Source organism: Planctomycetota bacterium (assembly GCA_039182125.1).
Classification (GTDB): Bacteria; Planctomycetota; Phycisphaerae; order Tepidisphaerales; family Tepidisphaeraceae; genus JBCDCH01.
In genome coordinates, this window is the sequence record JBCDCH010000003.1 from 52,584 (window position 1) to 65,027 (window position 12,444).

General features: G+C 63.5%; 10 protein-coding genes. All 10 read left to right on the top strand.

Going from position 1 to position 12,444, the window contains the following annotated elements:
- Nucleotides 1–8: 8 nt before the first annotated feature.
- The 10 genes from AAGD32_01215 (at nucleotide 9) to AAGD32_01260 (ending at nucleotide 12,440) form a co-directional block, all read left to right on the top strand.
- Nucleotides 9–2,918 (top strand): aconitate hydratase, encoded by a 2,910-nt coding sequence (locus AAGD32_01215; GenBank protein MEM8872851.1) that lies wholly within the window; start codon nucleotides 9–11, stop codon nucleotides 2,916–2,918.
- Nucleotides 2,919–3,091: 173 nt separating this feature from the next.
- Nucleotides 3,092–3,598, top strand: a complete 507-nt coding sequence (locus AAGD32_01220; protein ID MEM8872852.1) for a hypothetical protein — start codon at nucleotides 3,092–3,094, stop codon at nucleotides 3,596–3,598.
- Nucleotides 3,599–3,608: 10 nt separating this feature from the next.
- A complete protein-coding gene (locus tag AAGD32_01225) occupies nucleotides 3,609–4,529 on the top strand; it encodes a CPBP family intramembrane glutamic endopeptidase (GenBank protein MEM8872853.1) in 921 nt (306 codons plus the stop codon).
- Between the two features lie 12 nt (nucleotides 4,530–4,541).
- Nucleotides 4,542–5,702, top strand: coding sequence for a tyrosine--tRNA ligase (gene tyrS / locus AAGD32_01230; protein MEM8872854.1), 1,161 nt, complete (start codon nucleotides 4,542–4,544; stop codon nucleotides 5,700–5,702).
- 66 nt (nucleotides 5,703–5,768) lie between these two features.
- Nucleotides 5,769–6,239, top strand: a complete 471-nt coding sequence (locus tag AAGD32_01235) for a DoxX family protein (protein MEM8872855.1) — start codon at nucleotides 5,769–5,771, stop codon at nucleotides 6,237–6,239.
- 178 nt (nucleotides 6,240–6,417) lie between these two features.
- Nucleotides 6,418–7,614 carry a hypothetical protein gene (locus tag AAGD32_01240; protein ID MEM8872856.1) on the top strand — a complete coding sequence of 399 codons (1,197 nt, stop codon included), beginning with the start codon at nucleotides 6,418–6,420 and terminating at the stop codon, nucleotides 7,612–7,614.
- 52 nt (nucleotides 7,615–7,666) lie between these two features.
- The gene (locus AAGD32_01245; GenBank protein ID MEM8872857.1) at nucleotides 7,667–10,159 is read left to right on the top strand and encodes an NAD(P)-binding domain-containing protein; all 2,493 of its coding nucleotides are present in this window, start codon (nucleotides 7,667–7,669) and stop codon (nucleotides 10,157–10,159) included.
- Nucleotides 10,156–11,097 (top strand): DUF547 domain-containing protein, encoded by a 942-nt coding sequence (locus AAGD32_01250; GenBank protein MEM8872858.1) that lies wholly within the window; start codon nucleotides 10,156–10,158, stop codon nucleotides 11,095–11,097. Before AAGD32_01245 ends, AAGD32_01250 begins: the two co-directional genes overlap by 4 nt.
- Before the next feature lie 33 nt (nucleotides 11,098–11,130).
- Entirely contained in the window at nucleotides 11,131–11,679 is a 549-nt protein-coding gene (locus AAGD32_01255) for a thioredoxin domain-containing protein (GenBank protein ID MEM8872859.1), read from the top strand.
- Nucleotides 11,676–12,440: a hypothetical protein gene (locus tag AAGD32_01260; protein MEM8872860.1), complete on the top strand. Its 765-nt coding sequence runs from the start codon at nucleotides 11,676–11,678 to the stop codon at nucleotides 12,438–12,440. Before AAGD32_01255 ends, AAGD32_01260 begins: the two co-directional genes overlap by 4 nt.
- The last annotated feature ends 4 nt before the right edge of the window (nucleotides 12,441–12,444 follow it).

A 12,444-nucleotide genomic window follows, 5' to 3' on the forward strand; every position in this document is an offset into this window, starting at 1 on the left:
TCGGGCGTATGAGCCAATCTGCCGCACAAGCCGTCTATTTGAACGCCGACCACAATCCGCTCGGGAGCCGCAAGACGTTGACCAGCGGGGGGCGGGAGTTGACGTATTTCGACATTGGGGTGCTCGGAGACGTGTCGAAGCTGCCGTTCTCGATCAAGGTCTTGCTCGAAGCGGCACTACGGAACATGGACGGGTTCGAGGTGGACGAGGACGCGGTGCGGGCGCTGGCGGCGTGGAGTCCGACGGGCGAAGCGACCGAGGTGCCGTTCAAGCCGGCGCGGGTGATTTTGCAGGACTTCACCGGCGTGCCGTGCGTGGTGGATCTGGCGGCGATGCGGTCGGCGATGAAGCGGGCCGGCGGCGATCCGCAGAAAATCAATCCGTTGGTGCCGGTGGACCTTGTCATCGACCACTCGGTGCAGGTCGACGAGTATGCCAACCCGCTGGCGCTGGTGAAGAATGCGCAGATCGAGTTCGAACGGAACCGGGAACGGTACGAGTTCCTGAAGTGGGGGCAGAAGGCGTTCGACAACTTCGGCGTGACCCCGCCGAGCATCGGCATCGTGCACCAGGTGAACCTCGAACATCTCGCCGGCGTGGTCTTGGAGCAGGGCGGCGTCGCGATGCCCGACAGCCTCGTCGGTACCGACTCGCACACGACGATGATCAACGGCTTGGGCGTGCTGGGCTGGGGCGTGGGCGGCATCGAAGCCGAGGCGGCGATGCTCGGGCAGCCGACGTACATGCTCACCCCCGAGGTCGTTGGCATGAAGCTCACCGGCGAACTGCCCGAAGGCGCGACCGCAACGGACCTTGTCCTGCGTGTCACGGAGATCCTCCGCGGCCACGGCGTGGTCGGGAAGTTCGTCGAGTTCTTCGGCCCCGGCATGAAGCACATGTCCGTCGCCGACCGCGCGACCATCGCCAACATGGCCCCCGAGTACGGGGCGACGATGGGCTTCTTCCCTGTTGACGAGAAGACGCTCGACTACCTGCGTCTGACCGGCCGCGAGGAGTCGCAGATCGAACTCGTCGAGGCGTACACGAAAGCGAACCACCTTTGGTGCGACAGCGATTGCGAGCCGGTGTTCACGGACCTGCTGGAGCTTGACCTCGGCACGATCACGCCGAGTGTCGCCGGCCCGCGCCGTCCGCAGGACCGCATCGAACTCACGCAAACGCGCAGCAGCTTCCGCAGCGTGCTCATGGACGATTTCGGCCAGAACCTCGACGGCCAAGTCCCGCGGCTCGATCGCTGGGCGACCGATGGCCCGGTACACAGCGACATCAGCGCCGACGCTGCCGATGCGGCCCAGCACGCCGACGAAAAGCCGAGCGTTGTCGGCAGTGCGCTCCAGGCCGTCGCCGACACCGCCGCGTCCGTTGCCGGGGCCATCGAGCAGAAGCTGCACCCCAAGGACGGCCTTCAACACGGCGACATCGTCATCGCCGCGATCACGTCCTGCACCAACACGAGCAACCCGAGCGTGATGGTCGCCGCGGGTTTGGTCGCGCAGAAAGCCAACGCGCTGGGTCTGAAGGTGCCGAGCTTTGTCAAAACGTCGCTCGCGCCCGGCAGCCGCGTTGTGACCGACTACCTGGAGAAGTCCGGCCTGCAAACCGAGCTCGACAACCTCGGTTTCAACACCGTCGGCTACGGCTGCACGACCTGCATCGGCAACTCCGGCCCGCTGCCGGAACACATCAGCCGTGAGATCGAGGCCAACGACCTCGTCGCGTGCAGCGTGCTCTCGGGCAACCGCAACTTCGAGGGTCGGATCAACCCACACGTCAAAGCGAACTACCTTGCGAGCCCGCCGCTGGTCGTGGCGTTTGCGTTGGCCGGGAGCATGGACGTCGATCTCACCGACGAGCCGATCCAGAACGTCGACGGCCGCGACATCTACCTCAAGGACATCTGGCCCACGCAGGCCGAGATCGAGGAGACCGTCGCCAAGTGCATCACGCCCGAGATGTTCCGCGCTCAGTACACCGGCGTCGCCGACAAGAACGAAGACTGGAACAAGATCCCCGTCAAGGGCGGCGAGCTGTTCGAGTGGGACGAAAAGAGCACGTACGTGCAGGAGCCGCCGTTCTTCGTGGACCTCGGTGCCGAGCCGGAGCCGATCAAGCCGATCAAGGGCGCGAAGGTGCTCGTGAAGGTCGGCGACAGCGTCACGACCGACCACATTAGTCCCGCTGGCGCGATCAAGACCGACAGCCCCGCGGGCAAGTACCTCATCGACAACGGCGTGCCGCGCAGCATGTTCAACAGCTTCGGCGCACGCCGCGGCAACGACCGCGTCATGGTCCGCGGCACCTTTGCCAACATCCGCCTCAAGAACCAACTCGCCCTCGGCACCGAGGGCGGCTGGACCAAGTACATGGGCGATGGCGACCTACCCGCCGGCACCGTCACCACCACCGGCGACGACGGCGACTACCCGAGCATCTTCGACGCCGCCCGCGCCTATGGCGTGGCCAACACGTCCGATCCCGACATTGCCCCGACCGCCGGCGCGACGCCGCTGGTCGTGCTCAGCGGCAAGGACTACGGCATGGGCAGCAGCCGCGACTGGGCGGCCAAGGGGACGATCCTGTTGGGCGTGAAGGCCGTCATCGCCGAGAGCTTCGAGCGCATCCACCGCTCCAATCTCGTCGGCATGGGCGTGCTGCCGTTGACGTACGCCGAGGGCCAGTCCGCCGACACGATCGGCCTCGACGGCACCGAAACCTTCGACATCGCCGTCGACGACAACCTCAAGGCCCGCCAAACCGTCCACGTCACCGCGACCCGCGTCGACGGCACGACGATGCAGTTCGATACCGTCTGCCGCGTCGATACTCCCGTGGAAGTCGAGTACTACCGCAACGGCGGCATCCTCCAAACGGTGCTACGCCGGTTGATGAAGAACTGACCGATGTTGGGTAAGCGACGATGGCTGACACGTCGAAGATTTCGGCGTTGACCGACCGAGGCGGCCGCTGGGGCGAGGATGCGGTGAGCCGTTCTTTGATCGATTCGAATAGCTCGTGAGTGACGGTGCATCTTCGGCTTAGCCGCCGGTCCGAAGGTTGATACACTCGTGCGATGCTTCGCTCGCTGATCTGTTTGCCGTTGCTGTTTCTATTTGCCCTTGCCCCGCTGGACGTTTCGGACACTGACGCGCTTCTTGAGAAGGTCGATGACCGTGTTACCGTCGAGGGGATGGTTGAGCATGCGGCGTGGAGTCGTAGCGGAAAGGTCATGAACATCCGCTTCAAGGATGTCGGGGAGAAGGGCTTCATGGCGGCGCTGTTCGAGCGGCAGCGGGAGAAGTTCGACGAAGCGTTCGACGGAGACGTCGCCAAGGCGATCGCCGGCAGGCGCGTTCGCATCACGGGGAAGCTCGTGCTTTATGGTGGCCACATCGAGGAACTTAAGGGCCGGCCCGAGATCATCCTGCGCGATCCCGACCAACTTGAGATCGTCAAACCGGATAGTCCGACATCTCGGCCCGCCGACGACGAGGAAGAACCCGACGCACCGTCCACTCAGCCGTCGGAGACCGAAGGAACCAAGAAGGGGTTGAAGCTCAACAACGAAAGCGATCAGTAACGTGACGCCGATGTTCGCAGCGGCCGCGCTGGCTTCGTCGGGGGTGGCCTCACCGGTCGATCAGGGAACCGCGTTGCTGGTGATGTTCGCTTTCACGGGCCTGCTCACGGCCGGCATTGTTGTCTTGGCGGTCGGGTTGGGCTTGCTTCGATGGAAGGGCGTCCTGCTCGGTACACGTCAGCCCGAGCGCAACGAAGCACCGATCCGTTGGGCGTTGTTCGGCATCGGCCTGTTCGTGTGGTTCTTCGCCCAACTCGCGGCCGTCGGGATTGTCGTCGCCTTCGTCGGCGGCGTGGAAGAGATGCAGGAGGCGATCCAGGAGATACGCTACCTGCTCGCGGTGAGTGTCGGCCCCTGGCTGGTCATCATCCCGGTCGTGGCGTTGGCGGGCGTGTTGCTTCCGCTCAAGCCGTGGCATCGACTCGGGTGGAAGCCGATCGGGTTCGCGCACGGCGCACTGTCGGTGCCCATGATCATCCCGGTGGTGTTGTTTGTCACCATGGGTACGCAACTCGTGCGGTACCACCTTGGTGCGTCGCTGGACGAGTCCCATCCGCTGCTCGCCGGCCTGGAAACCGACTGGTTGTTGGTGGCCGGGATGTTCCTTGGTGTCGGGTTGCTCGTGCCGATCGCGGAGGAGATCGCGTTTCGTGGGCTGCTGCAGGGGGCGCTCGGGGCCGGGCTGACGCGTTTGGCTGATCCGATGAAGGAGGCGGGCATGCGGTGGCTGGCGATCCTCATCAGCTCGCTGGTTTTCGCGGTGATTCATCCGTTCTTTTCCTGGCCGGCGATCTTCACGCTCTCGATCCTGCTCGGCTACGCCTACGACCGGTCCGGTTCGATCTGGACGCCGATCGTCGGGCACGCGGCGTTCAACACGTTCAACCTCTCGTTGGCCGTCTTGCTGCTCTATGCCGACGTGCCCGCGTAGCATGCCGGTCCCATGAGCCCGGCCGATCAAATCGAAACCCTCCGCCGCCGCTGCGAGCGCATCGTTTCCGAAGACGAGCTGATCAAGAAGCTCGGGTACGCCGCGAAGTCGGGCAAACAGCTCCGCGTGAAGCTCGGCATGGACCCAACCGCGCCGGACGTGACGCTGGGCCACTGCGTGCCGCTCAAGGTCATCCGCCAGTTCCAGGACTGGGGCCACAAGGCCGTGCTGATCATCGGGGACGCGACCGCCGCCGTCGGTGATCCGACCGGCGTGAACACGACGCGGCCGCTTTTGAGCCCCGAGCAGATCGCCGCCAACGCCGAGACGTACATCGCCCAGGTCGGCAAGGTCTTGCGCACCGACGATGATGCCCTCGAAGTCCGCCGCAACAGCGAATGGCTCGGGCAAATGGACCTGACGCAACTCATCAAACTCGCCGCAAGAAAGACCGTCGCGCAGGTGCTGGAGCGTGATGACTTCAAGCAGCGCTACGAGAGCAACACGCCGATCGGTCTGCACGAGTTTATCTACCCGTTGCTGCAGGGTTGGGACAGCGTCGCGATCGACGCTGACATCGAGTTCGGCGGGAACGACCAACTGTTCAACAACCTCGTCGGTCGCGACTTCCAACAGCAAGAGGGCAAGGCCCCGCAGGTCGTGATCGTCACGCCGCTTCTGGTCGGCACCGACGGGGCGCTGAAGATGTCCAAGTCCAAGGGCAACTACATCGCCGTTACCGACCCCCCTGGCGGCGACGGCGGCATGTTCGGCAAGGTCATGTCGCTGCCCGACGAGCTGATGGCGCAGTACTTCACGCTGCTGACCGAGTCCGAGCAACACGACGGCGAGTCGCCGCGCGATGCGAAGGTACGCCTGGCCAAGCTGATCGTCACCGAGTTCCACGACGCTGCCGCGGCCGACGACGCCGAGAAGCAGTTCATGACCGCCACCCACGGCGGCATCCCCGACGACATCCCCACCGCCTCGGCCACCGGCAACATCCTCGACGTCCTCGTCAAAGTCGGCTTCTGCAGGAGCAAGGGCGAAGCCAGACGAAAGATCAACGAAGGCGGCGTCCGTGTGGATGGCGAGAAGGTCGCCGACATCGACGCGACCGTGAGTGGTGGCGTTTTGCAGTTGGGGAAGAAGAAGTTTGTGAGACTCGGCTGAAGCTGCGATTCGATGGTGTGCCGCTGATATATTTGGGTCGGACGTCACTGATGAGGAGTGCGGCCGATGAAATCGACAGAAGTCAGCGAACTGGTTTCCAAAGCCGACAGTGTGATCGCCCGATTCATGGCGCGGACGGGTCACGGCGTTGAGCGGCTCATGCTCGGAGGATTGTTCGTTTGGTTTGGCACGCTCAAGGTCTTCGGCGAAGTGTCGGCCACGAGCATCGTGGCCAAGACGGTTTACATCGGCCGGCCCGAGGTGACGGTTCCGTTGCTCGGGGCGTGGGAAGTGATGATCGGCATATGCCTTTGGTTTCACGCGATGCTTCGGATCGCAATCGGTTTGCTCGTGATCCGGCTCATGGGAACGATCATCGCCTTCGTCGCTGCGCCGACCGATGTGATTTTCCATCACGTGCCATGGGCGCCGACGATTCAGGGGCAATATCTGGTCAAGGACGTGTGCCTGCTCGGGGCCGCCTTGGTCATTGGTGGGACCGTTCGGCATCGACACCGGAAGAAAGGCGTCCATTGACGAAGCGTCGGAATGTGACCGACCATTGCATTTTGTGACGCTGCTTAGGCGTGGTGCGGTTCGAAGAGCATTCGTGGGCGTTGTTCGGACTGGTTGATTTTGTTACAACCTGACCGTGAGGTTTACTTTGCTTGCGCTGTTGCTTGTAGCCGTGGTCGGTTGCACGCGCGGTCCGCGCGTGCCTGACCTGGGCGGGATCTACAACGAGGCCGCGCAGGAACTCTCGGGCACACCTGATCGAAATCCGGTCATCGTGATCCCCGGCATCCTCGGCTCGCGGCTCGAAACGCCGGACGGGCAGGTCGTCTGGGGGCAGTTTGGCAGAGGTAGCGTCAATCCGCGGACCGAAGAAGGCATTGCGCTCATGTCCCTGCCCGCTGACGGGTCCGACGACGGTGTCCGTGCGGTCGGCGTGATCGACCGTTTCAGCCTCAATCTGTGGGGCGGCTTGGGTTTCCAACAGGCGGCGTATGAAAACCTGCTCAAGACGCTTGGCGTTGGCGGTTACATCGACCGCGACATGAATTACAACCCGAGTGATAGTGTCGACTACGGCGAGGAGCATTTCACCTGCTTCCAGTTTCCCTACGACTGGCGGCGTGAGTTGAGCGAGTCGGCGATCGCGCTGCATGCATTCATCGAGACCGAGCGCGAGGTCGTGCGCCGACGGCGTATCGGGCTGTTCGGTGCCGAGGCGGTCGAAGCGGCGGGGCCGATCAAGTTCGATGTCGTCGCCCACAGCATGGGCGGGCTGGTGCTGCGGTACTACTTGATGTACGGCCCGACGCCGCTGGACGAGGTGCCGGATACGCCGACCTGGGCGGGGGCGAAGTACATCGACAAGGCGATCTTCGTCGGCACGCCGCACGGCGGGAGTGTCGAGGCGTTACGGACGCTGATCGAGGGCAAACGATTCGCGCCGATCCTTCCGCATTACCCGGCCCGCGTGCTCCAGTCCTACCCGTCGATGTTCCAACTCGTACCGACGCACGAGTTGTGGCGCATTCCCGTCGGGGCACGCAAGGATGCCTTGCCTTTGGAAACGCTCGAGCGGCATGTGGACATGGCCGAACGATTCCATGCGGCGATCCGTGTCGAGGCCGATCCTCCCGCGAACCTGCGACAATATCTCTTCGTCGCGGACGCCATCCAGACCGCCGACAAGCTCGGCCCCGACCTGCGGACGGTCGCCAGTGCCCCCGGTGACCAGACCGTTACCCGTGATGCGGCCATCCTCGATCGCGACCCGGGGCCGCTGCTGGACAGTCCCATTCCCTGGGACCGAATCCAGTTCCTGCACACCGATCACCTCGGCATGACGCAGGACCCGGGGTTCACCGACAACATGCTGTTTCTTTTACTCATCCAAAAGTGATATGGACGTCCGGTGATTGCGGGAGGATGGTGCAGTTTTACGTGACACGCACATGAACCCCATCGCCGCATATACCAACTGGCTCCACACGCGCTGGCCCGCCGGGAAGCCCGAGAAGCTTCCGATCGCTGACGAGAGAGGCCGGACCAACGTCAAGGGCCTGTACATCGTTGGCGACCTCACCGGGATTCCGCTGCTCAAGCTCAGCGCCAACGCCGGTGTCAACGCCGTGCGCGAGATCGCCGAGGAACTCAAGGGCGAATCGGCGCAGGACGGCGTGCTCGACGTGGCCATCATCGGCGGCGGTACCTCCGGCTTCGCTGCGGCGACCGAGTGCGAAGAACTCGGCCTGAAGTACTGCGTCTTCGAAGCGAGCAAGCCGTTCTCGACGATCAAGGACTTCCCCAAGGGCAAGCCGATCTTCACCTATCCGACCGACACGCCCATCGAGGGGCGGATCTCGCTGCACGAGAAGTCGGACATCAAGGAAGGGCTCATCGAAGACCTCGAGGAGCAGACCGTCGACACCGGGCTCAAGTGGGTCAAGGGCAACGTCACGCACATCGAGAAGGGCAGCCCGCTGACGGTGGTGCTCGGCAAGAAGGCCGAGACGCCCGAGAACGTCCATCTCAACGGCACCGGCTTCGTCACCGAAGGCGAAAAGATCAAGGCCAAGCGGGTCATCGTCGGCATCGGCCGCAGCGGCAACTACCGCTCCCTCGGCGTCCCCGGTGAGGGCATGACCGAAAAGGTCAGCCACCGCCTGCACGACCCGGCCGACTACTGCGGCAAGAACATTCTCATCGTCGGCGGCGGCGACAGCGCGCTCGAGACCGCCATCGCCCTGACCAAGTGCGGTGCCGACGTGACGCTCAGCTATCGCAAGCCCGAGTTCAACCGGCCCAAGCCCGAGAACGCCGAGACCATCGCCGTTCTGGCCCAGAATCCCGAGGCCGAGGTCGGCGTCGAGCAATCCTCCGATCCGCGTCAGTCCAGCAGTGTCGGCGAATGGATGAAGGACGACGGCGGTTCACCCCCACCGAACATCGAGGCCAAGGGCACGCTCAAGCTGCTCATGAACTCCGATGTCACCGATATCCGACAGGACGCGGTCGACATCAAGCTCAAGGACAACGGCGAAACCACGACGGTCGAGAACGATCAAGTTTTCCTGATGATCGGCCGTGAAGCCCCGCTTGGCTTCTTCCGCAAGTCCGGCGTGCGCATCCGCGGGGAGCGGACGCTTTGGTGGTGGACGTCGCTGATCCTGTTCCTCACCTTCTGCATGTGGATGTACCACTGGAAGGCGGGCAAGGGTCTGCTCGGCTTCGAGGCACTTGCCCCGGATGCGTGGCCTGGCTGGCTCGTCTGGGAACCGAGCGCGACCTGGCAAGCGGTCACCGGTTTATTCGCCGCGCCGTTCACCAACTACTTTCGCGCCGACGACACGCTCGGCGGCGTCATCGTCAACTCGATGGGTAGCCGGTCGTTCTATTACTCGCTCGCCTACTCGTTGTGCGTCGTCATCTTCGGCATCGACCGGATCATGCGCCGCAAGACGCCTTACGTGAAGGTACAGACCTACTCACTGATGGCGATCCAGGTGATCCCGTTGTTCCTGTTGCCGGAGATCATCCTGCCGTACATGGGCGCGACCGGCTGGTTCGACGGTGGGCCGCTGGGCTGGATCGCGGATCAGTTGTTCCCCGGCGGGTCCTACTGGCGGGCATACGGGTTGATCCTGGCGTGGCCGTTGATGGCGTGGAACTGGTTCACCGGCGATCCGATCTGGGGCTGGCTCATTCTCGGCTTCGTGCAGACGTTCATGATCATCCCGGCGATGGTCTACTACCTCGGCAAGGGCAGCTACTGCGGGTGGGTCTGCTCCTGCGGCGCGCTCGCCGAGACGCTCGGCGACCGTCACCGCGAGAAGATGCCGCACGGGCCGTTCTGGAATCGGTTCAACATGGTCGGCCAGGCGATCCTCGCCTTCTCGCTAATCATCATGGCCTTCCGCCTGATCGGCTGGCTGGCCGCTGGCAAGCTCATCCCCGGTGTCGAGGTCGGCTGGCTCATGTGGGCCGAGGACGGTTACGAGTGGCTCGCCAACAAGGCGCCGCTCATCAGCTTCGCGTGGTTCGTCGATTTGCTGTGGGCGGGCGTGCTGGGTGTCGGGCTGTACTTCTGGTTCTCCGGTCGATTCTGGTGCCGGTTCGCCTGTCCGCTGGCCGCGTTGATGCACATCTATCACCGCTTCGGCCAGTTCGCGATCATCCCTGACAAGAAGAAGTGCATCAGTTGCAACGTCTGCACCAGCGTGTGCCACCAGGGCATCGACATCATGAGCTTCGCCAACAAAGGCCGGCCGATGCGTGATCCCGAGTGCGTAAGATGCAGTGCCTGCGTGCAGATGTGCCCGACCGGCGTGCTGAGCTTCGGACGTGTGAACAAGGACGGCGTGACCATCGCCGTCGACGGGCTGGCCGCCTCGCCGGTGCGGATGAAGGAAACCCAACTGACGGTCAACGGAAAGGCATTGTCATGAGTACCGCAAACCACTACGGAAAAGCCGGCTGGATCGCAGCCATCATCGTCAGCGTCGTCGTAACTTTCGTCGGCACGTTGCTGTTCGCGCAGAGCGTCTGGAGCCACAATCAAGGTCCGACCGCGGGCGCCAAGCCGACGACCAATCCCGCGACGCAGCCGGCGACCCAGCCCGGTGCCGGGTCCGCCGAAGCGACCGCGATGATGGGCGGTCCCAATGACACGCTCGTCTCCACCGCCGCCGGTAAGATCGCCGGCGTCGGCAGCTTCGACGGCACCATGGATGTCGATCACTCCGCGTTCCATGACCTGCTCCAAGCCCACGTCGACAACGAACGTGTCGACTACGCCGCGCTCAACGGCGGGGCCGAGCGCCAGAAGTTCGATGCTTATCTCGACATGATGAGCAAGGTCGACATCGACGCGCTCTCCGAGGCCGAACGGCTCGCATATTGGATCAATCTCTACAACGCGTCGATGATCGAGGCGGTGTTGCTCGAATATCCCGTCGATCACGTCGAGAACGATCTCGGTTTCGGCGTGTTCAAGAAGCAGTTCATCGAAACCACCAAGGGCACCATGAGCCTCGACGACATCGAGCACGCGACGATTCGCGAGCAGTGGGACGAGCCCCGCATCCACGCCGCACTGGTTTGCGGCGCGATCAGTTGTCCGCCACTGGCCGACACGGCTTTCACCGCCGAAAATGTCGACGCGCTCTTGGAGAAGAACTTCACGCAGTGGATCAACGGTGCCCGCAACGAGTTCGATCACGCGGGCAAGAGGGCCAAGCTCTCGAGCATCTTCAGCTGGTACGGCGTCGATTTCGGTGACTCGAACGCCGACACGCTGGCTTACATCAACAAATACCTCGACCAGGACATCACTGGCTACAGCGTTGAATTCCTCGACTACGACTGGTCGCTTAACACCCAATGATCGCCGCGTGCGACACGTCGCCTAGGGTTGAGCATGCTTGATGAGGCCAAGCCGCAACTTGTTCATCCGGTCTGCAACGAGGATCACGTCAAAGGCGCAAAGGATGCGGTCGTCACCATCGTCGAATATGGCGACTACGAGTGTCCATCGTGTGCCAACGCGATACCGGTGCTCGACAGACTGATCGAGGACTTTCACGACCAGCTCTGCGTGGCGTTTCGGCATTTCCCGATGAACAGCGTCCACGCTCACGCCGGGGTCGCTGCCGAGGCCGCCGAGTGCGCCGCCGCTCAAGGTAAGTTCTGGGAGATGCACCACCTGCTTTACAAGCACCAGCAGGAGTTGTGTGACATCGACATGGCCTCACTGGCGGTGCGTGCCGAACTCGACCTGTACAAGTTCAATCATGACCTGGCAAATCACACCTATGAGGCTCGTATCGCCGAGATGCGGACGCTCGGCGAAAAGTCGGGCGTGACCGGTACGCCGGTGCTTTTTCTCAACAGCATCCGCTACGTTGGTAGCATCCACCCGTTGTCCATCCGCCAGGACATCGAATCCCTCCTGGAGACTTCATCATGATCGCATCGCTCATGCTTGCCGCGGCCATTGGGCCACTGACCAGTCCGCCGCCCGCGACCCAGCCTGCCGTGACCGATCCGGCCGCCTTCGTTGCGCAGATCGAGACGGCTCACGGCGGCGCCGACGTGTACTACGCCAAGCCCGCCATCAAGGCCCAGGTCGTCGTCGAGTTCGGCGGCGCGGTGCGCCATGACGGGCCGATGTGGTACTTGCCACCGGCGCATGTCACGCGTCTGGAGTCCGGTGGCCAGACCATCGTCTTCGACGGCGAGACTTGTCACGTCGCGCCCGCCGCCGAGGCCGATCCGTCCGATCGCTTCGCCGCGCTGACTTGGCCTTACTTCTTTGCCGCTCCGTTCAAGCTCGACGACGATGGCGTGACCCTCGCCGACGGGGGCATGCAGCCGCTCACCGGCGACCCGCAGCCGACGATTTCGTTGACCTTCGGCGACGGTGTCGGTGACGCGCCCGATGACTGGTACCTCGTTTGGAAAAACGATGACGGCTCGCTCGCCGCGCTGGCGTACATCGTCACCTTTGGCGGCGGCCCGCCCGAGCCGCATGTCGCGCTCTACAGCGATTACGTCGATGTCGGTGGCAACGCGCTGCCGACCAAGCTGACGTTCTACGACTGGTCGCCGGAGAAGGGCGTCTTTGGTGACCCGCTCGGCGTCGTGACCGTCGCGTCTTACGAAGTCGTCGACCCCCCGGCGGGCGCGTTCGAAGCGCCCGAGGGTTCGGTGGAAGTGCCGCTGCCGTAATCAG